This window comes from Geosporobacter subterraneus DSM 17957, assembly GCF_900142145.1.
Classification (GTDB): domain Bacteria; phylum Bacillota; class Clostridia; order Peptostreptococcales; family Thermotaleaceae; genus Geosporobacter; species Geosporobacter subterraneus.
Window position 1 is genome coordinate 92193 of the sequence record NZ_FQZV01000006.1, and the last position, 22681, is coordinate 114873.

Annotated in this window: 40 protein-coding genes; 3 read left to right on the top strand and 37 right to left on the bottom strand. The window is 39.1% G+C overall.

Translation table 11 applies throughout. The features are described 5' to 3' along the window. Positions 1–2 precede the first annotated feature (2 nt). The 37 genes from BUB56_RS02575 to BUB56_RS02755 form a co-directional block, all read right to left on the bottom strand. Positions 3–383, bottom strand: a complete 381-nt coding sequence (locus BUB56_RS02575; protein WP_110939820.1) for a hypothetical protein — start codon at positions 381–383, stop codon at positions 3–5. Further along, positions 383–775 (bottom strand): hypothetical protein, encoded by a 393-nt coding sequence (locus BUB56_RS02580; RefSeq protein ID WP_110939821.1) that lies wholly within the window; start codon positions 773–775, stop codon positions 383–385. The genes BUB56_RS02575 and BUB56_RS02580 overlap by 1 nt, the downstream gene beginning before the upstream one ends. Then, on the bottom strand, positions 772–1173 hold the full coding sequence (locus BUB56_RS02585; protein WP_110939822.1) for a hypothetical protein: 402 nt from the start codon (positions 1171–1173) through the stop codon (positions 772–774). The genes BUB56_RS02580 and BUB56_RS02585 overlap by 4 nt, the downstream gene beginning before the upstream one ends. Continuing rightward, positions 1142–1426, bottom strand: a complete 285-nt coding sequence (locus tag BUB56_RS02590; RefSeq protein WP_110939823.1) for a head-tail connector protein — start codon at positions 1424–1426, stop codon at positions 1142–1144. Before BUB56_RS02590 ends, BUB56_RS02585 begins: the two co-directional genes overlap by 32 nt. An 11-nt stretch (positions 1427–1437) precedes the next feature. Next, the gene (locus tag BUB56_RS02595) at positions 1438–2664 is read right to left on the bottom strand and encodes a phage major capsid protein (RefSeq protein WP_110939824.1); all 1227 of its coding nucleotides are present in this window, start codon (positions 2662–2664) and stop codon (positions 1438–1440) included. A 1-nt stretch (position 2665) separates the two neighbouring features. Then, positions 2666–3268, bottom strand: a complete 603-nt coding sequence (locus tag BUB56_RS02600) for an HK97 family phage prohead protease (protein ID WP_110939860.1) — start codon at positions 3266–3268, stop codon at positions 2666–2668. Next, on the bottom strand, positions 3261–4496 hold the full coding sequence (locus BUB56_RS02605) for a phage portal protein (RefSeq protein WP_242946203.1): 1236 nt from the start codon (positions 4494–4496) through the stop codon (positions 3261–3263). Before BUB56_RS02605 ends, BUB56_RS02600 begins: the two co-directional genes overlap by 8 nt. Before the next feature lie 13 nt (positions 4497–4509). Continuing rightward, positions 4510–6198 carry a terminase large subunit gene (locus tag BUB56_RS02610; RefSeq protein ID WP_242946200.1) on the bottom strand — a complete coding sequence of 563 codons (1689 nt, stop codon included), beginning with the start codon at positions 6196–6198 and terminating at the stop codon, positions 4510–4512. Continuing rightward, positions 6191–6496 carry a hypothetical protein gene (locus BUB56_RS02615; RefSeq protein ID WP_110939826.1) on the bottom strand — a complete coding sequence of 102 codons (306 nt, stop codon included), beginning with the start codon at positions 6494–6496 and terminating at the stop codon, positions 6191–6193. The genes BUB56_RS02610 and BUB56_RS02615 overlap by 8 nt, the downstream gene beginning before the upstream one ends. After that, the gene (locus BUB56_RS02620) at positions 6483–6806 is read right to left on the bottom strand and encodes a hypothetical protein (protein ID WP_110939827.1); all 324 of its coding nucleotides are present in this window, start codon (positions 6804–6806) and stop codon (positions 6483–6485) included. The genes BUB56_RS02615 and BUB56_RS02620 overlap by 14 nt, the downstream gene beginning before the upstream one ends. Positions 6807–6928: 122 nt before the next feature. Continuing rightward, positions 6929–7177 carry a hypothetical protein gene (locus BUB56_RS02625; RefSeq protein ID WP_110939828.1) on the bottom strand — a complete coding sequence of 83 codons (249 nt, stop codon included), beginning with the start codon at positions 7175–7177 and terminating at the stop codon, positions 6929–6931. Beyond that, the gene (locus tag BUB56_RS02630; RefSeq protein ID WP_110939829.1) at positions 7146–7823 is read right to left on the bottom strand and encodes an HNH endonuclease family protein; all 678 of its coding nucleotides are present in this window, start codon (positions 7821–7823) and stop codon (positions 7146–7148) included. The genes BUB56_RS02625 and BUB56_RS02630 overlap by 32 nt, the downstream gene beginning before the upstream one ends. Beyond that, positions 7823–8395: a terminase small subunit gene (locus BUB56_RS02635; RefSeq protein WP_190014107.1), complete on the bottom strand. Its 573-nt coding sequence runs from the start codon at positions 8393–8395 to the stop codon at positions 7823–7825. Before BUB56_RS02635 ends, BUB56_RS02630 begins: the two co-directional genes overlap by 1 nt. Positions 8396–8955: 560 nt before the next feature. Then, on the bottom strand, positions 8956–9162 hold the full coding sequence (locus BUB56_RS02640; RefSeq protein WP_110939831.1) for a hypothetical protein: 207 nt from the start codon (positions 9160–9162) through the stop codon (positions 8956–8958). A 114-nt stretch (positions 9163–9276) separates the two neighbouring features. Next, complete coding sequence (locus BUB56_RS02645; protein ID WP_110939832.1) at positions 9277–9702, bottom strand: sigma factor-like helix-turn-helix DNA-binding protein; 426 nt, start codon at positions 9700–9702, stop codon at positions 9277–9279. Between the two features lie 20 nt (positions 9703–9722). Further along, complete coding sequence (locus BUB56_RS02650) at positions 9723–10358, bottom strand: putative HNHc nuclease (protein ID WP_110939833.1); 636 nt, start codon at positions 10356–10358, stop codon at positions 9723–9725. 55 nt (positions 10359–10413) lie between these two features. Beyond that, the gene (locus BUB56_RS02655; RefSeq protein WP_110939834.1) at positions 10414–10746 is read right to left on the bottom strand and encodes a hypothetical protein; all 333 of its coding nucleotides are present in this window, start codon (positions 10744–10746) and stop codon (positions 10414–10416) included. 230 nt (positions 10747–10976) lie between these two features. Further along, entirely contained in the window at positions 10977–11186 is a 210-nt protein-coding gene (locus tag BUB56_RS02660) for a hypothetical protein (protein ID WP_110939835.1), read from the bottom strand. Between the two features lie 42 nt (positions 11187–11228). Continuing rightward, the gene (locus BUB56_RS02665; RefSeq protein WP_110939836.1) at positions 11229–11690 is read right to left on the bottom strand and encodes a hypothetical protein; all 462 of its coding nucleotides are present in this window, start codon (positions 11688–11690) and stop codon (positions 11229–11231) included. A gap of 2 nt (positions 11691–11692) precedes the next feature. Then, entirely contained in the window at positions 11693–11986 is a 294-nt protein-coding gene (locus BUB56_RS02670) for a hypothetical protein (protein ID WP_110939837.1), read from the bottom strand. A 262-nt stretch (positions 11987–12248) separates the two neighbouring features. Beyond that, on the bottom strand, positions 12249–12956 hold the full coding sequence (locus BUB56_RS02680) for a hypothetical protein (protein WP_110939839.1): 708 nt from the start codon (positions 12954–12956) through the stop codon (positions 12249–12251). A gap of 20 nt (positions 12957–12976) precedes the next feature. Continuing rightward, positions 12977–13375, bottom strand: coding sequence for a replication terminator protein (locus tag BUB56_RS02685; protein WP_110939840.1), 399 nt, complete (start codon positions 13373–13375; stop codon positions 12977–12979). Between the two features lie 15 nt (positions 13376–13390). Further along, complete coding sequence (locus tag BUB56_RS02690; protein ID WP_110939841.1) at positions 13391–13762, bottom strand: DUF1064 domain-containing protein; 372 nt, start codon at positions 13760–13762, stop codon at positions 13391–13393. Next, a complete protein-coding gene (locus BUB56_RS02695) occupies positions 13762–13941 on the bottom strand; it encodes a hypothetical protein (protein WP_110939842.1) in 180 nt (59 codons plus the stop codon). Before BUB56_RS02695 ends, BUB56_RS02690 begins: the two co-directional genes overlap by 1 nt. Further along, complete coding sequence (locus BUB56_RS02700) at positions 13941–14165, bottom strand: response regulator transcription factor (protein WP_110939843.1); 225 nt, start codon at positions 14163–14165, stop codon at positions 13941–13943. The genes BUB56_RS02695 and BUB56_RS02700 overlap by 1 nt, the downstream gene beginning before the upstream one ends. 15 nt (positions 14166–14180) lie before the next feature. Beyond that, positions 14181–15089: a replication protein gene (locus BUB56_RS02705; protein WP_110939844.1), complete on the bottom strand. Its 909-nt coding sequence runs from the start codon at positions 15087–15089 to the stop codon at positions 14181–14183. Positions 15090–15154: 65 nt separating this feature from the next. Beyond that, a complete protein-coding gene (locus BUB56_RS02710) occupies positions 15155–15400 on the bottom strand; it encodes a hypothetical protein (RefSeq protein WP_110939845.1) in 246 nt (81 codons plus the stop codon). A 13-nt stretch (positions 15401–15413) separates the two neighbouring features. Further along, complete coding sequence (locus BUB56_RS02715; RefSeq protein ID WP_110939846.1) at positions 15414–16121, bottom strand: MBL fold metallo-hydrolase; 708 nt, start codon at positions 16119–16121, stop codon at positions 15414–15416. Further along, a complete protein-coding gene (locus BUB56_RS02720; RefSeq protein ID WP_110939847.1) occupies positions 16118–16987 on the bottom strand; it encodes a recombinase RecT in 870 nt (289 codons plus the stop codon). The genes BUB56_RS02715 and BUB56_RS02720 overlap by 4 nt, the downstream gene beginning before the upstream one ends. After that, positions 16966–18942, bottom strand: a complete 1977-nt coding sequence (locus BUB56_RS02725) for an AAA family ATPase (RefSeq protein WP_110939848.1) — start codon at positions 18940–18942, stop codon at positions 16966–16968. The genes BUB56_RS02720 and BUB56_RS02725 overlap by 22 nt, the downstream gene beginning before the upstream one ends. Position 18943: 1 nt before the next feature. After that, the gene (locus tag BUB56_RS19290; RefSeq protein ID WP_190014108.1) at positions 18944–19105 is read right to left on the bottom strand and encodes a hypothetical protein; all 162 of its coding nucleotides are present in this window, start codon (positions 19103–19105) and stop codon (positions 18944–18946) included. 27 nt (positions 19106–19132) lie between these two features. Next, positions 19133–19390 (bottom strand): hypothetical protein, encoded by a 258-nt coding sequence (locus tag BUB56_RS02730; RefSeq protein WP_190014110.1) that lies wholly within the window; start codon positions 19388–19390, stop codon positions 19133–19135. 117 nt (positions 19391–19507) lie between these two features. After that, entirely contained in the window at positions 19508–19696 is a 189-nt protein-coding gene (locus BUB56_RS02735; RefSeq protein ID WP_110939850.1) for a hypothetical protein, read from the bottom strand. A 4-nt stretch (positions 19697–19700) separates the two neighbouring features. Beyond that, positions 19701–19883, bottom strand: a complete 183-nt coding sequence (locus BUB56_RS02740) for a hypothetical protein (RefSeq protein WP_110939851.1) — start codon at positions 19881–19883, stop codon at positions 19701–19703. A 71-nt stretch (positions 19884–19954) separates the two neighbouring features. After that, a complete protein-coding gene (locus BUB56_RS02745; RefSeq protein ID WP_110939852.1) occupies positions 19955–20695 on the bottom strand; it encodes a BRO family protein in 741 nt (246 codons plus the stop codon). A 21-nt stretch (positions 20696–20716) separates the two neighbouring features. Further along, positions 20717–21007: a MerR family transcriptional regulator gene (locus BUB56_RS02750; protein WP_110939853.1), complete on the bottom strand. Its 291-nt coding sequence runs from the start codon at positions 21005–21007 to the stop codon at positions 20717–20719. 12 nt (positions 21008–21019) lie between these two features. Further along, positions 21020–21271, bottom strand: a complete 252-nt coding sequence (locus tag BUB56_RS02755) for a helix-turn-helix domain-containing protein (RefSeq protein WP_110939854.1) — start codon at positions 21269–21271, stop codon at positions 21020–21022. 178 nt (positions 21272–21449) lie between these two features. Between BUB56_RS02755 and BUB56_RS02760 the strand changes: the two genes are divergently transcribed. From BUB56_RS02760 to BUB56_RS02770, 3 genes are all read left to right on the top strand, one after another. Next, positions 21450–21836 carry a helix-turn-helix domain-containing protein gene (locus tag BUB56_RS02760; RefSeq protein ID WP_110939855.1) on the top strand — a complete coding sequence of 129 codons (387 nt, stop codon included), beginning with the start codon at positions 21450–21452 and terminating at the stop codon, positions 21834–21836. A 6-nt stretch (positions 21837–21842) separates the two neighbouring features. Further along, entirely contained in the window at positions 21843–22316 is a 474-nt protein-coding gene (locus BUB56_RS02765) for an ImmA/IrrE family metallo-endopeptidase (protein ID WP_110939856.1), read from the top strand. A gap of 185 nt (positions 22317–22501) precedes the next feature. Then, positions 22502–22681, top strand: a 180-nt coding sequence (locus BUB56_RS02770; RefSeq protein WP_190014112.1) for a transposase, incomplete at its 3' end; no start/stop codon positions are given.

Genomic DNA, 22681 nt, shown 5'->3' on the forward strand with positions numbered 1-22681 from the left:
CTTTATACCTCCTTCTTGATCTCTGCAACTACTGCGGCAGCTATTTTATCCGCACTGTTATTAACTGTCCTCTTTATAAAGCCTTGATGTTTAGATTCAGTGCTATATTCTAAAATATTGGATAGGGGGATCGTATCGCTTTTCTTCCCTTTGACAGTAGTTGTATTTCCAACATATCTCCTGAGATAATACCGCTTACCCTTGCCCTTCCAATTCTTTGCAAATTCTCCTGAGGCTTTTGGACTCTCAGATTTCAATTCTTTTATTAGTCCTTTTTCTGCGACTTCTAGGCCTTTTTCTGTAGCAATATATACGACATCACCATATTCACGCAAAATTTTCATGATTTCATCTTGTATTGCATTAACACTAATGTCAGTCATTAGACCACTCTCCAGTACTCACATTCGTAAACAATCGTACCAAAGCCATTATTTTCTATGTCACCTGCATCAAATGACCCATTTGGTATGCTAAAGCCTGCTGCTTTTAGTGCCGATGTAATCAAATCCTCGTGCTGTTTAATACGCTGCCGTCCTGTGTGAGTATCAAGTAATGTATCCCGGTAGTAGTACCTCACAGTGGTACTTGCAGCTTTCACTAGAGGATTGTCGTCTGCATGAATCTCAGAAGAATCTCCAGCAAGAGTATAAACAATATATTCATCAGGATTCCCTCCCGTTGTCTCTGCTTTTCGGTTCCAATATGAGAATATACCTTCTGGATATAGGGCAGTATCAAGGGAGGTTTGTAATAAGCCACGAATATCAATCATTTCCTTTCATACCTCCTTACCCTGAATTCAATGTATTGGTTTTCATCAGATACATTGTCCACCCCGCCCCATAATTCATAACAGTTTGGATTATTTTTATCCGGTATTCCATCTTTAATGGCTGTACTGTCAGCGTTTTTGATAATGACCACCTGCACTGTCCTGAGCTTATTATAGATAACCGGATTATAGAAGGTTCTGACCGTTGCCATATCATTAACGCCTAAGGCTTGTGCAGATATTGCCCTTTCTCCAAAACCTCCACGCCACTCGCCGTAAAAAATGCTGTGTCCATCAGTTTCAATTTTTGCCCATGTAGTCGTCTGACCCTGCCCCGGGATATATGTGGTACCTTTAGACCAAAACTCAATCGGTGTTGTCGGGTTGAATTTCAACATTTGAAGCCCTCCCCTGTGTAATGAATGAGATGAGTACAGGATGGTTTACTAATTGTGCCGGGTCAGTGCTTTGTGCCATTTTGCAGTATAATACAACAGCCTCTAAGGCCAAAGGATCAGGGGTGGAAATATCCCACCCCGCACCCTTGAAATATGCTGTTGCTCCATCGATCATACTTTGAATATCATTATCTTTTTGCGGATCAGAGTAGAACACTCCAAGCCGCCTTTTTACATCGTCAAGGAGTGCCATGTTCTAGCCTCCTATCCCTGCGTTGGAATCGCAAGAGTGACTAAGGAGTTCTTATCGACTACCTTACCGTCAACACTCATAACAGCTTTAGTCAATAAGTCCTCTGTATCCCAATCCTGCTTTCTCTGGATGCCCATATCATAGACGGTGTTAAGGACATAATCTGAGAAGTTAAACAGGAATGCATATATGGTACCTGCTTCAAGTGAAGCGCTATAGCTTGGCAGATAATCCCCTGTCAAGACAACTTGGCGGCCCAGTAATGTTCTTTCTGGAGCTCCATTAATACCGTAATTGACACGAGCTATAGGCTGCTTATTGTCGTCAACCATTCCCACGAACCCCATAAAGGTCTTTTTGCTCATAGCCCATACAGCTCCAGATTCATAAGCCTGTGGTAGCGCCGCCTCAGCATCGACTAATGCTTGATAGTTTAATGCTGCAGGTGTCAATGCTTGCCCTTCAACTGGAGTTTCAGTTAAAATACCTTTTGGCTGAGTAGATCCATTTCCAGTTAGGATTGCTTCCTCTTTGGCCTTCACCATTGCCTCAGATACCTGGCGAACAAATGCTGCTTCAAATGCACTGATTGCCATGGTTCCGACTTCCATAGACATGGAGATTTCGCAGCGCAGTTTGTGTTTTGAGAAAGTGATTACACCAGTAGTTTTCTTTTGACGATCACTTCCTGCTCCTTCAGCTACCCATGTAGCAACAGGCTTAACAGTTGAAGTAGGAATATTTACCCCTGCAGCATAGTTGGTACGCGTAACTCTTGGAAGAATCATCCCTATAGTTTCCATCTTTTCGATGATGCGGTTTACTAGCACTGTAGGGATTGCACTGCCTACATCAGTAGTCAATGTGTTTGCATCTACTCTCAGTTCTGCTGGGATTGGTGTTCCTCTTAATACATACTCCATGAAGGCTTTTCTGTATTCTATACCTTCTTCATCCTGAGCTTTTCGCTGTTGTTGAGATTGCGCCCCAGATACTACAACTCCAGGAATATCTCCATTTACAGCTGCAGTTCTAAGGTTTGTCTCGTCTCCTTCAGGATCGTCTGGCATAGCGTCAGCCATTTCCTGCAGGTTTCTGATTTCTTCATTCAATGTATCCAATTCCGCATTGATTGACCTCAATGTTGCCACATCTTCACAGGTGTTACCTTGATTTACAAGGGATTGCTTTCTCTCATTCTTCTTTGCGATCAAAGCTAATAATTTTTTCTTATTCATGTTATATCTTTCCTTTCACTTTAATTTTTTGTTTGAGTAATTCAATCTCGTTTAAGCTATCCAGCCGCTTTTCCTCGCTCTCCAGCAATTCAAGACTACGAGCATATATAGATGTACTGTCGTAAAACGGGGTATCCACCACGCTTACGTCGTACAGTTTAGCAATTTTATTTACATCTCTTGTGGTTTCTTTATCACCAAAAGTCCAGGTATCCCCACCATCAGCAACCCGGAAAGCAAAAGACATTTTGTCGATTAATCCTTCCTGGATAGCTTTATATAGATCCCTATTGCTTTGGGTGTCTAAGAGGTCGGCTTGTATTTTAAGCCCCACATCATCCACAATCAACCGCAGCGAATTATTCCTAGTTCTCGCCATGATCATGACATTGTCATTGTGGTTATACCTCAGCGGCACATCTTTCATATCGGAACCATCTAAGGCACCTCTTTTTATGGTTTCCGTAAATTTTCTGCTGCCATATTGATGGGTAGCCGGCTTGTCAAAAGTGATTGCATAGCCTTCAATAGACATTTTATTCTCCTGATTGTCCACGGCCCTAATTTCAACGAGCCTGCGCTCATATTCGCTTTTCTTACTCATTTTGCTCACCATCCTTTACTCCTGCTTTGCTTTTCTGGTACTCATCTACATTTTCTATGTTCACATAGTTAAGAGACTGTAGGCGCCTATTTCCTGACTCAAATGGCTCAATACCAAACATTTCATTGATCTGGTTCAGTGTCATGATGCCTGTTTCTTTTGCAAGATTAGCAAGTTGCATTTTATCCCCAGTGGATAGATAATTGACCTTAGAGTAATAACATTTAACCCGGTGTCCTACATCCTGCTCCCTGGGCGAAAAAAGACAGGCCGTCATAGCCTGTTCAAATTGTATGATGAAGTCCTCTATTGCCGTCTGGTAGAATGCACTGTGCTGCTCCCCGTTGTAGTCCCCAGATAAGATTGCCGCTGATATGCCATATCTTTCCTGTATCACAGATTTCAAAAACTTCAATGCTGCGTCCGATATTTCAGGAGCCCGGATATTCACCGGGGTGAATTCGCCACCTAAATCAGTAGCAATTATCCCTGATGCACTTGTCGCGATGTGTTTTTCAAAATCATCCCTAATATTTTTCAATTTATGCGAATCCGCGAGTGTCTTGGCAGTATACATCCCTTTAATTTGCAGGCTGGCTTCAATTGACTTTGGAAGACCCTGAATTGTTTTGTCCAAGGCATCAATCGTTCTATATATTGCAGTATCATTCGTCTGCCCATAGTCATCCCCACCACCCACAACAGTATTGGCCCCTCTGCGCCACTTTATATGGATTAAGTCAGCATAGGGGATCGTGTAACTGCTACCATCCTCGAAGTCCATTCTGACCTCCCATACTTGACCGCCATTTACACCAATATATACCGCCTGCGGCTTGAGCGGATAAAAAGCCGTATATCTTCGAAACTGCCTACCATCCGGAACAGTTACAATTTCATATTGGGGGTAGATAAATGCATTACAGTTCTTTCGCCTCAACCATTCCACGTTTGCCAAGAAGTCACTGGTTGTTTGCAGTGGATTTGGTTTGAATCTGAATAATCTTGTGATATCGTCATTCTGTATTTGTAGTATGTCTTTTCTCTGCACAATACTCTTGATCTCTATTTTGCTGATTTCAGAAGCCACTCGGTCAATGGCATTGTTCACAAAATCAGAAAAGTAAATATCTTTTCCGAAGGATGTGAATATCGGTGTGCTGTCCTTGATCCATCTGGCATAGGTTTGCTCCCGGCCATGTGGTAAAATGTTTTTTATATAACTCATTACTCCCAAGTTATCACCCCCCTATCAGTTGTAGGAATTCTGATTTGTGCCAATCAAAAACAGCATAGGCTACTACTGCCGCTGCTGTTCCGTCAATCCGTTTAGTTGTATGCATCTTGCAAGGCATCATTCTGCCTAAGGCATCCAACTTAATACCTGTATTCTTAAAGCACCACATATCTCCATAACAATTATTATAATTTACCAGCTTATCCCTTAGGTCTGCCTCCAATCTTCTCATAGGATTATTGAGTACCTTAGCATCCTGTGGAACATTAAGTAGTATATCCTTCCCGAATATTTCTTCAAAACGATTAATATAGTCCTTAGCAAACCGGTTATCATAACCACTTTTAAAAGGCTTTAGGTCGTACTCTTCCAGCAGCTTAAATTGCCAGTCGGCTACTACTGAACTGTCCACGCTGTTTCCTTCTACGATCGTGAGATAACCATCTCTTTCCCACTGCCGATAGTCCACATCATCAGGCGATAATTTTAATTTTGCTTCTGGTATCCAATAATGCGAATAAAAATAGACCGTCTTGTCTCCGGGCTTCATCAGAAGAAGCTTTGATGCACAAAGATCTGTAGTCTCCATGAAATCATTTCCGGCAATATAAAAAGCTCCACGGAAATCTTCGATGTTAAATGTGGCTGCATTAATGATCTCTGCATCCTGCAGCCATGCATTGGCACTCCCCTGTTTAAAATTAAAATCCTTTGCTAGCATAAATGCACGGGTTGCACTATTGGTCTTAGCTTCTTCGATCAGATCGTCCAGGTAATGCCACTTCTTCGCAACCCCCAAGTTAGGATTACTTTTTACCCATGACTTGCGGTCCTGCCATACTTCTGTTTCTGAGTCTTGTGTATAAAGCCAGTATAATCGTCTAGGTCGATGTAGCTCCCCTTTCAATACCTTTCTTGCTTCCTTCATTTCCTCATCTAGATATCCATCCTCTGTAAAACCCTCTGTGGTGATCTCATCCACCATGGCCTCGTCCTTCGTAGAAGTGGATTGGACAATAGGAGCGACAAGGCTGTTATCTTTCATTTCATGGACTTCATCCACTATTGCCTTGTCTACATTCTTTCCCTCTTTAGCTCCGGTCTTGGCAGATAGTTTCTTGATCTTAGCTTTGTTTTGGTAGCTGAATTTACCCTTTTTCTTTTTCTGTTTTGGGTTCCCCATGAAAATACCTTTGATATTTTTTCGTGTGACTTTAGCCAGCTTCGGACTCTCTTCTCTCATATTGTTGATTTCATCAAATACAAGACCGGCCTGCTCATAATCGTTGGATGCACAAAGAATATTTGTCCCTGTGTTTCCACAAAAAAACTCTGCCAGGCCATCTGCTGCACAGAGTGTTGTTTTTCCATTTTTTCTCCCAATGACTAACAACGTCCTATTAAAACGTCTTAGCCACTTGCCTTCAATCATCATATAGAAGCTATATTTTGCTTCCAGGTAAGCCTTTTGCCACAGCTCCAAAAGAAACGGATGCCCAGCAAATGGGGATATACTATGTTTGCATTCCTTTTCGATGAATTGGATCCGCTTATGGGCTTCCGCAGTATCAAATCGGTAGATTGGGTTATTCATATCCTCCATAAGCATCTCCAGCTGCATCATGAGCTCTCTGCCTATGAGAATTTCTCCAGATTTGCACTTTTCATAATACTCAATGAGATAACTATGCACCGGAATTCATCCATTCTTTCTGGCTAACTATTTGTATTTTTCTAGGCTCTTGTAGTGGATTGACAGACTGTATTATACCCATCAAAGCATTTTCATTGACCAGAAAAACATGATTCTCTTTGTCATATTTTAATAAAATGTTATGATATGGTCCTTGCATAAACATGTTGTATATCTCTACACCTTTATTTAGCTTTTCGCATTCTTTGCAAATAGTAATATTAGCTCCAATGTTAACAGTTATGCTATTTTTTTTATCTTTGGCTTTAAGTTTGCCTAAAAATTTATTCATAGTCACTTAACCCATCCTCCTCGTCATCCATGTCTACCGCCAAATGCTTCATGAGCTTATCCATTATGTTGGTAAGTGCCGCAGAATGCTTAGCAATCTCCCCAGAGACGGGTAAAGTTTGCTGAATTTGTGGGTTATCCGGATGTATTTTTACCAATCCGCTTATAAGCGCCTGTTGATTTAGCCTTCTCAAATAGATTCTCTCACAGGCTGCCTGTTCAATCAATCCTTCAAGAGCCCGCATCTTATTTTCATCCGCACCCGGAAATTCTTTTTTAAGCCTCTCGATCTCGGCTGACAATTCAGGATTTTGCATACTATCACCTGCTTTCGTTCTATCTCAAAAATCCAAAATCAAAAAGTCAAAATTTTGGTGTATGTCTCTCCAATAAGCACTCCCAGTCTGGCGGCTAGGAAATATGTCTAGACACCGGGGGGCTATTCTTTAGCTTCTATCTCTAATATTTTTGCATTATTATTGATATATCTTGACACTTTTATATATCCATCAGTATTATCATCTTCACTGAATCCTCTGAATTTAACTCTTGCAGGAAATGCTTCTGTTATCTCGCCTGTGCTGTCTACGTTCACAACTATAGACCATCCAAATGTATGAAGTATCATATTGATCCACCATAATAATCCTGACTCTCTAAAGTCTTTCCACGTCTTTCTGTCTATCATATACCTCCCACCAATCATGAATATATTTCTCCCATTCCTTAGGCTTTTCACTATCATATAATCTTTTCAAGCATTCTTCCTTCGTGCTTTCACAATAGATCAACTCTGCTCCAAGTGACTCGGCTAGCTTCTGCCTTTCATACTTTTCAGGATATCCACCAATAATATAGGCATCGTACCATTGCCCATACCTGGTCTTAATTTGATCTATGATATTGTCTCGTATAGTAAATATATTAAATCTAACATTCTTCGGCTTACTATATTCAGGCTGGAATGTTACTGCCTGCCATAGTGCATCTATATCAAGAACAATATCTCCGTACTGCATCATCTGCCTTACTGTAGTCGTCTTTCCTGATAACGGACTGCCCCACACGATATATACCTGCTGCTTATGCCCAAAGCGCCTGTGCTCCTTGTTATGACAATCTAGGCATATTATCTCTATCAGTTCAGGATTGAGAGATATGTTAGGATCATCTACATTGTCCTCTGTCAGCTCTATGGTATGGTGTCCTATGAGATATCTAAAATCTAATATAATCTCACTGCAACGATTACATTTCCCTCCTCGTTCAATCTTCAAGCTATGAGTTAAATCTCTCCAATCTTTCCGGCAATAGAACCTATGTAGTACGTCCATTACCAATACCTCTTTCCATCAATCTCTTTTTCATGAGCAAATCGTTCTTCTGCCAGTTTCTGTTTTGCTTTCTTAATTACATCTGCACCAAGCAGCTCAGCAAGTTTGTACAGTGCCGTATCCCGGCAATACATCTTGAATTTGAACTGACCATTTGCCCCAATAGATACCTCAGATATATTTTTTGTATTAATCGTTCTGCTATCCTTCATATCGACTATAGGCCGATATCCAAATATAGCAGTTCCATCTTCATCATATCCGACCAATGTCTTTTCAGTTCTAAAATCTATGTAATTTGATATATTATCCTTGGCTATGCTTTCTATCTCTTTCAGCACTTCAATAGCAGACATAATAGCTTGCTCTTCTGCTTTCTGAACAAGCTTACTGCGAAGCTCGTCATACCTTACCGCTACCTTACTATTTTTAAGCAATTCACAAGCTCTTACATCTATCACTTTATCGCTCATGTTAGAAGCGTTATAGGCCAATTTATAAGCCTCTCTCTGGCTTTTTCCTTTAATCAACTCTTGTACAAATTTTTCTTGTTTTGGTGTAAGTTTTCTCACTATCACCACCTCATTTGAAATATGATAAAGTCCTATGATAAAATCCAAAGAAAAAAGAGCTTTTCAGCTCTTCATCACAATATATTATTTATTTGTCAGTTTTTCGATGTTTTTATTTAATCTTGATTCAAGTTGATACTTCTCCATGAACTTTCCCATTTCTTTTAATTGTTTCTTTATTCCCAAATAGACCCATGATATCCCTCCTTTTTACCTCCATAATTCTCCAAACAAAGGAGGTTTCCTGCATAATTTGATAGCAAGTTTCGACAATGCCAAAATCTCAATCTATAAGTTACCTTTTATATTTTTATAAAAAAATCATAATATCACCGTATATTCCTGCATATACTGATACTGAAAATTAAATATATAAGGACGTGATTTTATGCTATTCCTGTTTGGGAAAGATGGTACCTGTGCAATCTATGTCGATAGGTACCTTATCTTAGCACTTATCATATTGCTAAGATAATTCCTTGTTCTAAGGCTGTCGTTTTCGATAGCCAAAGGAATAGCATACACAATAAATACATAATATCAGCGAAAAGTTGCTTTTTCTATTTTTCCCATCTTTGCTGCTTCACCCTTCTGTTCTCCCTCTTATGGCTGTCATGGCTCATACAGGCCCTTGAACCATCATACTTATCATCAAGATATACATCCATATCTTCACAGGTCTTTCTATCAGCGCAGTCAGCACAGAACTCTGATGCGCATTCAATCTTACCCAATTTGAATTTTACTTTACATCGATGTTTCTCCATACTGATGCACCTCCTAAAATGAAAGCAGCCGGGAAAAGGAGGTTAGCCCCGACTGCTTCGTTATAGTTTTTCACACTACCATAATATCATGGCTTTATTTGCTTGTCAGTATACTCAAAGTATACTCTTGTTCCTGCTGCTTACTTTCTTAATCCATATTTCTGAGTATCCCAGGATATCCGCTATCTCTCTTAAGGTGAGTTTATCTATATCTCGCATTCTCACTACCTTTGCATCTAATCCTGAGAGCTGCTGAATCTTTTCATCGATACTGACTTTAATTTGTTTCTTTTGTTCCAGGATCTCCCTTTCAACCTTTAACCTTCTCTCAATCCGTTGAATCCTGTCTAGTATTCGATCCATAGAAATATATATTGCTTGTCCACCAGGCTCTCTGGAGTAGTCTATTCCGGTGATATCTTTAGGACCATTCAGCATGAGCTGCTCAAGCTGTTTTAGTTCTTTCTCTATGTCATCAACTATACATTGCTGCACCTCGATATCTGTACATAAGTCCTTATAATTCTCTATACAATTCAACACTCGTCCCCCCTTGCTGCTTAATCATTAAAAATAATACCGTACACATGATACTTCTGCGAAAAGTCAGTCCACCCTATTGTATGTGCTTCAGTATGGTGAACCCTGCATAGGCTCGTTTTCTCATGGTTTGAATCATCTACCTTTGTCCGATCTCTCCCAATGCCGATAGCATCGACGTGATGTAGATCTGCTTCTTTCCCACAGATGGCGCACCGTTTATACTTGAGACACAGCCACAGATACTTTCCTATGTCGTCCGTCCTATCGAGTCCATGATCTAGGAGCGGTATGTCCCACTCGAAGCAAAACTCTATCAGGTAATTGATGAACAATCTTGCTGTCGTCATGCTGCAGCTGGAGAGAGAAAAGTAATCTCCCCCAGTTTCTGCTATGTAATAATATTTCATAATTTCTTTTGTTTCCTCTGGCATATAACCGGTATAGAGGGAGATATCTTTTATCGTTGCATAAATCTTCTTCCTTTGATCTGCTGATATAGACCGTCCATCATCGATCCTGATCTCTGCCGGGACCTTCCCATTCATTGCAAATCGTTTCAGGTATTCACCAATGTCTTTCTTAGGGATAATGACTGCCAGCTTGGTGTTATCTTCATTTTCTCTATATCCAACAATCTCAGCATACTCGTGCATGACATCCCCCCTTTACCCAAACAGCATAAGCTTATATATAATAAATTTAAAGATATTACCACTCTGAAGACGCAATTATGTATGGTTGGCTTTCTCCATCTTTTTTCAATACTTCCTCAAAAGTAATCCATACACATAAGCCGCAATCACCACGGCTGAATTTTACAACGTTTCGACCATTTACTTTTTCACCACTAGCAATCTTATCTAACATAAGCTTTGCATCATCTATCTCTACTTCAACATACATTCCTTCTTTTTTTAAATTGCATTCTTCGACCTCTAACTCCTCTTCGCTGACACCTGTTTCTTTGATGTAAAACTCTTTTGCTTCTTCAGCACTATTAGCAGCTACCCAATCATAATCATCCATTCTGTAAACTTTCATCCTCATTCTCCTTTCTCGCTAAAACATAATTTAAGCTGAGAACTTATATCCAACTGTTACTACTGGAGCATCTTTCTTAGGAAACATCAGTGTGATTGTAGATGTTGCTCCATGACTGTCATACTCTACCTCTATCAGGCCATTCACTATGATCATTTTGTCAGAGTCAACAATATGCCCCCAATTTGTTGACCCCGGCATTATGGTCGCATAATTCTTGTGTTGTGTAATTAAGCATCAATAACTGTAAAATTTCTTCCCGTATTACTGTTTAATTTGTCACAAGCTCTTTCCGCCCTTGCTTTAGACATATATACTTTTGCTTTATCCTTAGAGTAAGCAGTACATGGGTATTTTTCGCCACGAACTGTATACATTTTTCCTATAAAATAATCTGTTCCAAAATGATTTATACTGCCATATTCAGCTATTATAAACATTTAATCACCCTTCCTTATTTCGCATAATCACCAAAATGCGTCTTAAACCTCTTTTAACATTTCTTCTGCTTTCATCGAAATTTCACCTACAAATGCATTAAATTGATTGCATAATTGCGATATTTTGTATAGCCTATGTTCATCTCCACCTCTTGGAAAATCTAATATACAAAGCACCTCTGGATAAACAAAGGTTTCTTTATTTACTTGCCAATAGGTTTCTAACTTTGTAAACCAATACTCATATGTTTTTATAAACAAGTCTAAATCCTGCTCATTTTTAATTAAAAACAGTTTATACTCATGATTGTGTCTAAGATTAAGCATTGCAGGAAAATCTGCCTGTGTTTTAATACCTAATTCTTTTTCAACTCTTTTTTCAAGGTTTTCTTGCTCCTTTTCTTCTTCATAATAAATACAATCATCTTCGCTATTGAACTCTGTACCATCATTAGCTATATATACATCTTTAGTAATAGTTTTGGTAACTGTTTCTATTCTCATTATTAATCCTCGCTTTCTCCAATGATAATTGTTTCATAGCTATCAAACCCTAGTTGTTCGCATTTTTTCCTAGTTGAAGTTCCTCCACTGTGAGAAGTTTTCTGCAATAATAACCTCTGGACGATTTCAAAATCAAAGTTTACAAATAACTCTTTTCCCTCAGATGTTTTTATTGTCATGACGTTTCCTGCATGCCTTATCATTACAACATTCTCAATGTTTCTACTGGTGCTCATTCCCTGGAACCAGATTTTAAGTCTTGCTTTTTCAAATTCTGCTTCAATAACTGTAGTCAAAATATTACTCCCCCTTTTACTACGCCATCTTCCTGTACAACTTGTCCATCCTAAACCGATCAACTATGCAGTCCTTACCTCTTCTTTGTCGCTGCTGTACCATCACTACTGCGGTCTCTCCGTCGATAGCGATAATGACCCCTGTCTTACAGTACAGGTCACTACCTAGGTCAAATATGAACACTTTATCCCCAATATCCACAGTATCCACATCCTTTTATTGAGGGTGCTAGGAATGTTCTCCTAGCACCCTAAGATTTTCTTATGAGATTATCTTGATGAAACTCATAGTCTTAAGCTCTTCTTGTAAATACTTCTTAATCTTTGCCATTGCCTCGTTCCTCCAGGCTCCACCATCAGCTTCAAACAATGCTGCAGTTGGGCCACTCTGCATGCGGAAGATGAAAGCACTCTCTGGCTGCTCAATCTCAGGGAATGTTCTGTATGGTGCCAGTATCACTGGGTTTGGAACTAATACATCATTTACTGTGGCAACCCCCGTCTTGATTGTTACAGCCTGACTCACGCCATCGTCACCAACTTCTTTTACAGCCTTATCTGTGATCGTTCCAGTTACCTTTAGTAGCTTCCTTCTATCAGCTGTGTCTACAAAACTAGACTGCAGCATGATATTAAACTGCTCCACTTCCATGAATCTGCCATAGTTTATGTTTGATGGAAGTAGCACCTCGCATAACATATAGTTTTCTCTGTCCTTGTCCTTGCGTAATTCTGATTGAAGAGATACGCAGGTTGGGCTTACTATATGGATAATCAGGTGCTTGCTTGCTTTTACATCAACTTGGGATTTCAAGTAATCTACTAAAGATGTCAGCGTTTTAGTTTTTAGTGGTGCCGGCGATGGCTCGTCCACCATTTCAAGTCGCTTAGTCGTATATGTATGCCCATCAATCTCTAAAACCTCAGTTTCCTTTAATCCAATTAGATATTGCAATGCATCTTTTATCATTTCTTGTTCCTCCCCGTTTTTTATTTACTAATTTTTATGATCTTTAAGTCCGCACTGTTATTGGCTGGCTCTTCTTTCAGGACCTCACCAGTTTCTGTATCAACGGTCATAATAATCTGTCCTGGTACCTGCTTCCTATACTCTGCTCCTACAACCTTTCCGGTTTTAAGGTCCTTATCGATAAGCATCTTTGTACTGAGTGGTCTTGGTGGCGCAAGATTTGCCTGCGTCTTTATGTCTACAATCGAAAGTTCCCTGTCCTCATCCGGCTTAAAGGTTAGTGTCAAAGTTACCTTTCTCTTTGCTCTAGCATCTGTATTTGGATCAGCAATGTTTTCCAATACTCTTGTAAGTTCACTATTAAGCTGCTCTGCTAGTGCCCCTCCCGCAAATTCATTGAAATTGATTCCATTGTTCACCTTATTCCCTCCTTTTTATTTAACTATTGTGAGCTTTAAATCTGGATAATTGTGCTCAAATAGCTTTTTCTTAAGTTTAAAATCCTTTGTTTCAAAGCCTTTTACATCAATAATTTCTTTTGAGCCATCGTTGTGGGTTATAATAAAGTCAGCTTTATAAGTGATTCCCCTGCTCTTGTCATCTCTTGGAAGAAGAATATATTTTGGCTGTAGTGCGAAGTCCCTGATCTCCCCCGCTTGCTTAAGCATCTTTAGTTCGCAGTAGTAATTCGCCTCTCTCTGGGAGTCAAAGACAATTCCATCGACTTCAGTCTTCTTAGCCCCGTACTTACTCTTTTTCTCCTGCTTTTCTAAATACGCTTGATACTGCTCCTTAGTCCACCTCATCACTTAACTTTCTCCATGTCCCTAATCTGATCATCAATGTCAGATATATTGACCACCAATCGCCCCTGCAGCATCTTTTCTTCCGTGGTCTTATCCTTCTTGTCCCTGAGCTGGCGGTACTTTTCAAATAGCTGATCCCGCCTCATCTTTAGTTCTACTATCCCTAATAACACTCCCATTACTTAATCAGCCCCTTTCTAAAGCAGTAGGCCACTGCATGCCCTTGATTATGGCATCCAAGTTTTTTATAAATGTTCGATATATGATTTTTCAAAGTACTTACTGCAATAAAGAGTCTTTCTGCCATTTGAGTATTTGTTAACCCATCTGCTATGAGTTGAACAACCTCAATTTCCCGTTTAGTTAGCTCTTGATTAACGCTCGCATTGTACTCAGATTTCATCTAATCCACCCCTATCTACCCTTTTTCTTTTACCATCTTTTCCAGTTCTTCTTTAGAGTACTTTGCTGTCCGCTGCTCGAAGTTGTGGAATCTATTAGGCTTTCCAGATATTTGTTTCTGCTGCTTTTGTACATTGCGTTTGCTAAAATCTATTACTGGTTCTTCTGGAACCACGCTCTCAGCCTGTTCTCTGATCTTCAATTTTGTCCATTCATCTTTGAAAACTGATTCAAAGTACTTGAAAGATTTGATATTCATTTCTCCGTTTTTTTCTCTGTATCTATTACAGGCTTGCCCCATGCATTTGACTATAAAATCTGCTGGATATGTTTGATATGCTTCTAAAATTAACTGCATATCCTTGGTGCCTATATTTGAAGATCCTAATACTTTTTCCATGTAAAATCTTTCAATCAAGTCCAATCCATTTTCTTCATAGACTTTCACATCAATTTCCTTAGTAGTAATAGTACTTTCTTTAATATTTGTTTTATTTTTGCTTTCTTGGTAGAACAATTCTTCACCTGTTGTGGTGAACAGTTCTTCATCTGTTGTGCCCTGTTTTTCTTCATCTGTAGAACAATTCTTCACCTGTTGAAGTTTTGTTCCTATATCCCACTCATCATAGTTCTTATTAATCTTTAAAACCCTACTTTGAGTATCTGTATGCTCCTGTACTACAACCACAACTTTTTTCTCAACAAGTTTATTTAACTCACTGGAGACATATCTTTTACTGATGCTTGTCCCCTTAACAATAAACCCGATAGAAATTTCATGTTGCTTTCTATTAAATCCGTAGGTGTATCTCATTATAAAAAGAATGATTTTTAGCTGCGTTGCATTAAAATTAGCTTGGTATATTTGCTCTAATAGCTCATTGGCTATAGCTGTATAGCCATTCTCCTTTTGGGGACTTGCCATCTATCTGATCACCTACCTTTGTATAAAGAAGGAGAAGGAGCTTTCGCCCCTATCTCCAAGGGGGTCTACTCTACATCTTCCAGTAACACTTCTAATTCCGATATTCTTGCTTGCTTATGTTCAAGTACTGCTATGCACCGATTATTAAGATCAGCGATTTTTCTTTTCTGAATTATTTTCTGAACAGGTATAAGAATGAATGAAGCTGCTAATCCTAATACTAGGAGAAATATGACCCAATTTAGAAAACGCTGTTTTTTTAGTAAGCGAGTTATAGGCCCTCGCTGAATAGGACACGCTTTAAAAGCCATCTTTCAATCCCCCTTATTGATTTGCTATATAAACAACCTTCCCGGTTAACTCCATGATCTCTCGTTTGAACCTCACAGCATCACTGTTGCCATCGGATAAATGTATCAGCCAGATCTCTTGCACCTTGTCCAAATTGTTTGATCTGAAAAACTCTTTCACGTTTGCTAAACTAAAGTGTGATTTAAGTAGTCTGTTTTTCATTACCTCTGGCACTCTCCCTGCTTCCACATTGCCCCCAAGTATATCTGATGCATAGTTGCACTCAACCATGATATGGGTTAATCCTTCGAATTTATACTTGATGTAATAGGTATCTGTAGCGAACAGCAGTTTATCTCCATCTCTATTCGCCAGAAGGAATCCTAGTGGCTCTGCAGCATCGTGCTGTGTATCAAAAGGTAGTATGGTCCATGTGCCTATCCTGAATTGTTTCTTAGGTTCTACAGCGATTGCTCTATGTCCATCACACCCTATTGCATCCATAGTGCCTTTACTCATGTAGCAATCTATTCCGGTCTTCATAACCTCCCTGATGGCCTTACAGTGGTCTTTATGCTCATGTGATACTAAGCACCCAGCTATATCTGATATTTTGAAATCGATGCCCTTATGAATCTCTTTGAAGGATATTCCGCACTCCAGGAGGAGTTGGGTACTGCCATCGGTTATGTGATAGCAGTTCCCGCGGCTGCTGGATGCTAGTACCTTAATCTCTATCAAAACCCAGGCCCTCCGCTGAAACTCATTTGCTCAGAGTTTTCAACCTTAGCCTGATTTTCCTTATGGTCTTCAACAACCTCATACTCTACATCAATCATTTCATTGTTAGCATTTTGCTTGATCTCTTGCTCCACTGCATCTTCTGGTGACTCTCTTTCAGCTCTTTCAGAATTATTGAATGCATTTATGATAAGATCACTATCATCAGAAGTATTTACATAGTATTTACATGCCCTATTTATCACAGTTCTTAGGGCCATCTGATCTGGAAACTCCTTTTGCACCGTATTATTTTTCATTGAAGTTTTGCTCCATGAGTTCATGATCTGAGATTTATTCATGATATCTGTAAATACCGTTCCATCCTCTTTGATAATGGTGCAATAGGCTCCTTTGATTTTTTCAGGATCTATATTTTCCAGTGCTTGTTCATGCTTTAGGATTTTCTTTATACCATTCTCAATGGTGTATTCAAAGATATCTCCCTCATAAATAACCTGAGCAACAACATCTTTTACCTCTTTTAGTCTTTTGGTAGCGTGCATTGTACCAAAATAGGATCGCATAAAGGTGAGTTTATTACCCCGTACAATGAAATATCCCTGTTTCTTAGCAACGGATAAGCCTTGGCACACCATATCGAAAAGCGAATAGACTACAGAATTTCTTGTGCAAACTTCAAGGGCAACCTTTCCATCCTTATCCTTTGTCTCTTGAAGAACCAACCATGCTGCTTTCATTGCATTTTGTGGGGAATAGTTCTCTGGGAAGTGTAAGGATCCATCCCCTTGATACTCTTTGATCATTGCCTCTACCTTTGATAAGGTCTCTTCTTTAATTAGCGCTAAGCTGTTTTTATCTGCCATTCTCCCTCTACCTCCACTCTTAATTCTTTATCCTGCTCTGATACAATCAGGCTGATCTGCTGGCCCTTAGTTTCGATCAGTTTTGTAACAGATTCACGGTTATCGATAAATATTGGGGCGCTAAATCCGTAGTACTCTGACAGTGTATTGATGATATCTAGTCCTACATTGATTCTTGCTGCATTGTTAAGGCCGCTGCTGTATGGTACACCCTGGTACGTGGTTTCACAGCATTCAACGACACCGCCATTGATCTGTACATCAAACAACTTAAATCTCGCATATTGGAATTTTGAATTGATCCGCTCTTCCAGCATGGAAACTTTTGCCCGGATGAATTCTTCTGTCAGGTAAAGCTCATTTTCTAACCGTTCAAATTCTTTTGCCAGTTCCTTCTCCTGCTGTTTCAGTTCATCGATACGCTTTTGTGTTCTATCAAACTGTTCAAGCCTTGCCTTTTTAGCTTCATACTCATCAATATAGGCTTCCAGTTCACTGATCTCATCCTCTATAACCTGGACACTTCCGAGGGTGTTAGCTTTCAAGGTTTCGATCTCTGATTTTACTGATTCGATTTCTTTGATTTTTGCAATGATTGCCGGACTATTAGAAGCCTCTTCTACTTGCTTCTGGAGGTCTTTCATTTCATCCTGAAGCTTGACAGATACCTTTTCTTCATCTGCTAACTGAGTTCCAAGGCTAAAAAACTTCTCTTCAAGCTCTATGTTCTCTGCTTTAAGCTTCTCTATTTCAGCTGCTTTAGTTTTACCAGTTGCAGTGATTTTTTCTAGCTTCTCAGATTTATCTTGGTTGAATTTTGCTAGGGCTTTTTCTCTGGCTTCTTCGATCTTTGATTCTGGTAGAGACTGTCCGCAGGTTGGGCAGTTACAATCATCGTGGTATTCAAATTTCTTAGCATCAATTTCTGCCCATTGAGATCTAAGGGCAGGCAATTCATTTTCTATAGACTGTATTGCATTCTTATTTTTCTCAATGGTCTTTCTGCAGTTAGATATTTTCCCTTGAATGTCAAAAGCTGATTCCTTTGACTTGTTCAACTCTCTCCGCTTTTCATTTAACTGTAGGTCGATCTGTCCACGCAGTTCATTTTTTAGCTGTAGTAGCTCACCTTCCAGCTGACGTAGAAGGTTTTGCTTTTCAATAACTTGTCCACCGTTTTTCACACGAATGATCTCACTTTGCTTATCCTGTACTGCCTCTTTCAGCCTCTTGATCTCTGATGATATGGTTTCTGCATCTAGGTCCGATATATCAGGCAAACTTCTATTAGCTTCATCAATTCGAACCGGGATTCTCTCTAGTTCCTTATTGATCTCTGTTCTTCTAGCTGCGATAACCTTTCGATGATCTTCAATCTTTCTACCCTTCAATATTTCAGGTAGCTTTTTAAGTTTCTCATTGGCCTCAATGACCTCTGCATCCGATATATCACCGCAGATTTCCAGAAGCGTTTTTCTTCGATCCTGCCAGTGAATCTGCTCATTAAAGTAAGCTGGGCTTGTCAGCAGCTTGAAAATATTTTCATCTACAATGGCAGATACTTTGTCGGTGTACTCATTCTTTTTAACCGGTACACCATCGATGTAATAATCTGTCGTGTGCCCACTAAATTCTTGGGTTACAGAGCCACGCTTCTTTGTCCATTTTTCACTGTAAACCTTCTTAAGTACTAGTTCTGATCCGTTTACCTCAAAGACTCCCTCTACCTCATGCTCTAGGTTATGGAGAACTTGTCCATTCTGATCTAATGTCTTGATCTCGAAGTCCTTCTTGTTTTGGCTATCCTTATCAAAGAGCAGCCAGTTGAATCCATCGAATACAGTTGTCTTTCCAGTGGCATTATCGCCATATACATTTACATTTCCGCCGAAAGCATTTAAAACAAAATGCTTGATTCCTTTGAAATTCCTTAAAGTTAACATGATTAGTTTCATCCTACGCTACCTCCTCATATTTTCTCTCTCGTATTACTAATGACAGCTGCAATTCTGCCGCCTTAAGCTTGTGTATCGCTATATCCACATACGCTGGCTCTGCATATTGAAAGTCCTGTTCTGCTTGAGCCCAATTGGTTAGGGCTTCGATAAATTCATTCATGCCTTCTCCCCCTTGAATAATCCTGTGTTATTCTGATATACTACAGGTAACAATATTTTTTTCTGGCCCTTGCTCGGATTGCCGTCCTGCAGGGGCTTTTTCATTTGAATCTACGAACATCAGGTTAACCTGACTGATTAGTTCCCTGACTTCTGCAAGCTGTTGGATTAACCTAAAATAACTGTTACAAGCTTTAACAATAAACTCTGCATCCTCTCTTTTAACCATTGATGCTACGTGTCGATTTCTACCGATTATCCTACATACATCCAAATTGTTAGCCATAACTTGAACCTCAAAAGGCAATCCATCTTTCACATCATTCCAGCTCCTTTCTGAATGCATACATTCCGGCAATGGGCCCAACGGTGCAAATAAACATGAAACCTATGCCCCAGTAATTCATGCCTTTACCTCCCTTAACAGCACATCTCTCTCATTTCTGAGTTCGTTGATAAGCATTTTAATTTCTTCCCTGCGTTCATCCATGTCGGGCTGATTAATAATTTCTATATATTCTTTGGCTAGGCTAATATGCTCAAGCACGAGTTCTTCTAGCCTTTGTTCTGCAGGGGTTAAATCCTTACTCATGATCTCACCTCCCTTTCTCGTGATCTTGTATCTTACGAAGCACCTCTTCGTATACAGGCATCCTCACTTCTGCAGGGAGTTTGTTGATCCGACTTATTACGATATCTGTTACAGCATCTGCTAACCTATCCCTAAATATTTCTTCATCAGGTATATTTACTTCAACTACGTATCCTTGTTTTTTCATCAAAACTCCCCCTCTCTGTAGATTTTTATGTTGATTCAAGATTGTACTATTCCGCATAAAAATCTTGCCATCTATACCGCCTTCTTTATCTTTCCATCCCTTATGAGTAACAGTCTAAATGTTTCTCTTCCCTTTGGAGTTATCAGCGTCTGATTATCTGCTTTGCCATTGCGGGTAAATTCTTTTAGCTCAAACAACGATGGAGTATAATCTGCAATAGGCTTAAGCTTACCTCTGGCATCCCTGTAGACATATCTCTTTTCCAGCAACCAGTCTATAAAAGCGTTTTGACCTACCTTTAGCTCCTTTGCCGTATCCCTGAAATTCGTAAGAAGGTTTCTTTCAACTAGATCATCAAAGTAGTCTGCCTTTGGTTTCATGATCTGAATAACTTCATTTTGCTTTTTGACTACTTCAAGAGTGCTTTTGAACATTGCTTTCGTATGGTCGTCAGCAAAAGGCAGATATGTTTGAATAAATAATTCTTCACTTGCTACGTATCCACCAGTCTTTCTGATGGAAGGAAGAACTTCTCCTGCAATCCAATCAGTGAACTTTTCAGCTTCAGGTTTTCTACTAGTGAATACTAGTTTATAAACACCCGCTTCGTTAATTACAGTCATCTGCTGTTCTCCACCAGGGGTCTGTATACTATGCAGCCCCTTCATTTTGTCTGTTAATCTTCTGGTTTGCGTGACGTCAATCTCTAAAACTTCACATACATCTTTTGCAACAAACCATGGATCTCCATTCTTCTGGATTACTCTCACTTGTCCAAACTCCGGGCTTTTAAAAACCTGTAACTCATTCACCTATCTCGCCTCCCTTTCTAATTAGAAGTTAACAGCTTTCGCAGTAACGCTCAGTACATCACTTATAATTCTTTTTAACTCTTCGTTTTGCCGAGCAAGTTCCTGGTTTTCAGTCTCCAATCTTCTTCTCTCGAGAGGAGAAAATCTTTCAAGTTTAACTCCTTCTAGCTCTGCTATATACTGTGGTGAAAATCTGATCGATGGTATACCTTTACACGGAGTTATAATTCCTTCCTTTCTCCAGCGCTCTATCGTTTTGATATCAACCTGCCAGCGCTCAGATAAGTCTTTCTGAGTAAGCAATTGATCCATCTGTATACCCCCTTAATTTTGTTTCTTTTTTGATACTTTTTGGGCAATAAAAAACTCATCTGCACTTATATTGTACTTATTACAGATTATCCTAAGCTCTGCGACACTAAAATCTCCACCTGTTCCATTGAGATTTTGGTTAAGGGCAGAAACGGATTTATTAAGTAATTTTGCTAATTCTATCTGCTTAATCCCGTGTTCGACCATGAAGGCTTTAAATTTTTGATATGGGGCATGCCTTCTTTTTATAGTTCCACCATGCATTCTCTCACCTCGCTTTTATGTTTCTTATTTGATACTTATAGTTTTATTATATCCATATTAGTTTCGAAGTCAATAACTTTTTAAAGATATTCATAAAAAAATGTTGCACATATGAAACTTTGTGCTATAATTATTTTAGATATATCTAAAATAAAGAATGTGAAAGGCAGGTACGCAGATGATTTCATTGGGTTCTCGTTTAAAATATTTGAGAATAGAAAAGGGCTTAACACAAGAAGAGTTAGCTGAAAACTTGAATAAAAAGTTTGAGATATCAATAAACAAAGGCATGATATCTAAATGGGAAAGTGATAAAAGCGAACCTCGCCTAGATTATACAAAAAACTTGGCTGAATATTTCGATGTAAGTTTAGATTATCTTATTGGTGTTTCGAAAGAGAAAGGCGCGTGGGGAAAAGGAATACAGGATGATCTGAGTGAAATGGATATATTTACAAAAGCGGCCCACAAGGTTGGGCATGAAGGCCCACTTTCCGATGAAGAAAAGGATAAAATCGCACTTGCTATCCAAATAGCTTTGGCAAAACATAAAAATAGTAGGTGATACTATATGAATGCATATGAGGAAATTCTGACAGAATTTAGCGAGGAACTGATTATTGATGACTTTTCAATCCTGCCAGAAGATATGCCTGGATACTATGAAGAAAATAGTGTTGGGAAAATTATCTTAATCAATAAAAAATTAAAGAGAACCAAAAGCAAAATCTGCGTATTAGCTGAGGAGTTAGGTCATTATCACATGACCGTAGGAGATATAACGGATCAGTCAAAAGTTGAAAACCGAAAGCAAGAACTAAAAGCAAGACGCTGGGGATATGAAAAGCTTGTTAGCATCGAAAAATTAGTACAAGCCTCAGAGCAAGGCATAAGAAATAGATATGAATTAGCAGAGTACATCGGTGTCACTGAGGAATTTCTGGAAAAAGCATTAGCCTATTATAGAGAAAAGCACGGCACTTATTATAAGACTAGTAATTACATAGTATATTTTGATCCATTATGGGTCTATAAGAAAGTTTAATACATAATAATAACCCTGAATTATTCATCATAATTTATCCAGCATTGCTTCGTGCCGCATAGTTACAGTAGTTTTGCATTATTATTGGTTTCACTTAAAAAGTGAAACCAATACAATAGAAAAAGAGTTTCAACTTTGTTAAAATGAAGTCACCGCAACTAACATTTCACAAAGGAGAAACACTTATGTCTAGTCTAAGTGCACTTCACTCAGAAAGCAACAGTAAAATTAAAATTAATTTCGCAGGAGGGGATTTATCCTCCGATTCTGGCCTACTTCTGATTAAGGAATTCGCCCATAAGCTTGGTTTTCCTAAACTAATTAAAAAGCTGTTTAAAACCAATGATACTGCTACACGCACCCAT

Coding starts and splice junctions, on each gene's coding strand:
- BUB56_RS02575 (WP_110939820.1), bottom strand. CDS start 383: ATGACTGACATTAGTGTTAATGCAATACAAGATGAAATCATGAAAATT.
- BUB56_RS02580 (WP_110939821.1), bottom strand. CDS start 775: ATGATTGATATTCGTGGCTTATTACAAACCTCCCTTGATACTGCCCTA.
- BUB56_RS02585 (WP_110939822.1), bottom strand. CDS start 1,173: ATGTTGAAATTCAACCCGACAACACCGATTGAGTTTTGGTCTAAAGGT.
- BUB56_RS02590 (WP_110939823.1), bottom strand. CDS start 1,426: ATGGCACTCCTTGACGATGTAAAAAGGCGGCTTGGAGTGTTCTACTCT.
- BUB56_RS02595 (WP_110939824.1), bottom strand. CDS start 2,664: ATGAATAAGAAAAAATTATTAGCTTTGATCGCAAAGAAGAATGAGAGA.
- BUB56_RS02600 (WP_110939860.1), bottom strand. CDS start 3,268: ATGAGTAAGAAAAGCGAATATGAGCGCAGGCTCGTTGAAATTAGGGCC.
- BUB56_RS02605 (WP_242946203.1), bottom strand. CDS start 4,496: ATGAGTTATATAAAAAACATTTTACCACATGGCCGGGAGCAAACCTAT.
- BUB56_RS02620 (WP_110939827.1), bottom strand. CDS start 6,806: ATGCAAAATCCTGAATTGTCAGCCGAGATCGAGAGGCTTAAAAAAGAA.
- BUB56_RS02625 (WP_110939828.1), bottom strand. CDS start 7,177: ATGATAGACAGAAAGACGTGGAAAGACTTTAGAGAGTCAGGATTATTA.
- BUB56_RS02630 (WP_110939829.1), bottom strand. CDS start 7,823: ATGGACGTACTACATAGGTTCTATTGCCGGAAAGATTGGAGAGATTTA.
- BUB56_RS02640 (WP_110939831.1), bottom strand. CDS start 9,162: ATGGAGAAACATCGATGTAAAGTAAAATTCAAATTGGGTAAGATTGAA.
- BUB56_RS02650 (WP_110939833.1), bottom strand. CDS start 10,358: ATGCACGAGTATGCTGAGATTGTTGGATATAGAGAAAATGAAGATAAC.
- BUB56_RS02655 (WP_110939834.1), bottom strand. CDS start 10,746: ATGAAAGTTTACAGAATGGATGATTATGATTGGGTAGCTGCTAATAGT.
- BUB56_RS02660 (WP_110939835.1), bottom strand. CDS start 11,186: ATGTTTATAATAGCTGAATATGGCAGTATAAATCATTTTGGAACAGAT.
- BUB56_RS02665 (WP_110939836.1), bottom strand. CDS start 11,690: ATGAGAATAGAAACAGTTACCAAAACTATTACTAAAGATGTATATATA.
- BUB56_RS02680 (WP_110939839.1), bottom strand. CDS start 12,956: ATGATAAAAGATGCATTGCAATATCTAATTGGATTAAAGGAAACTGAG.
- BUB56_RS02690 (WP_110939841.1), bottom strand. CDS start 13,762: ATGAGGTGGACTAAGGAGCAGTATCAAGCGTATTTAGAAAAGCAGGAG.
- BUB56_RS02695 (WP_110939842.1), bottom strand. CDS start 13,941: ATGGGAGTGTTATTAGGGATAGTAGAACTAAAGATGAGGCGGGATCAG.
- BUB56_RS02700 (WP_110939843.1), bottom strand. CDS start 14,165: ATGAAATCTGAGTACAATGCGAGCGTTAATCAAGAGCTAACTAAACGG.
- BUB56_RS02705 (WP_110939844.1), bottom strand. CDS start 15,089: ATGGCAAGTCCCCAAAAGGAGAATGGCTATACAGCTATAGCCAATGAG.
- BUB56_RS02710 (WP_110939845.1), bottom strand. CDS start 15,400: ATGGCTTTTAAAGCGTGTCCTATTCAGCGAGGGCCTATAACTCGCTTA.
- BUB56_RS02720 (WP_110939847.1), bottom strand. CDS start 16,987: ATGGCAGATAAAAACAGCTTAGCGCTAATTAAAGAAGAGACCTTATCA.
- BUB56_RS02725 (WP_110939848.1), bottom strand. CDS start 18,942: ATGAAACTAATCATGTTAACTTTAAGGAATTTCAAAGGAATCAAGCAT.
- BUB56_RS19290 (WP_190014108.1), bottom strand. CDS start 19,105: ATGAATGAATTTATCGAAGCCCTAACCAATTGGGCTCAAGCAGAACAG.
- BUB56_RS02730 (WP_190014110.1), bottom strand. CDS start 19,390: ATGGCTAACAATTTGGATGTATGTAGGATAATCGGTAGAAATCGACAC.
- BUB56_RS02735 (WP_110939850.1), bottom strand. CDS start 19,696: ATGAGTAAGGATTTAACCCCTGCAGAACAAAGGCTAGAAGAACTCGTG.
- BUB56_RS02740 (WP_110939851.1), bottom strand. CDS start 19,883: ATGAAAAAACAAGGATACGTAGTTGAAGTAAATATACCTGATGAAGAA.
- BUB56_RS02750 (WP_110939853.1), bottom strand. CDS start 21,007: ATGGATCAATTGCTTACTCAGAAAGACTTATCTGAGCGCTGGCAGGTT.
- BUB56_RS02755 (WP_110939854.1), bottom strand. CDS start 21,271: ATGCATGGTGGAACTATAAAAAGAAGGCATGCCCCATATCAAAAATTT.
- BUB56_RS02760 (WP_110939855.1), top strand. CDS start 21,450: ATGATTTCATTGGGTTCTCGTTTAAAATATTTGAGAATAGAAAAGGGC.
- BUB56_RS02765 (WP_110939856.1), top strand. CDS start 21,843: ATGAATGCATATGAGGAAATTCTGACAGAATTTAGCGAGGAACTGATT.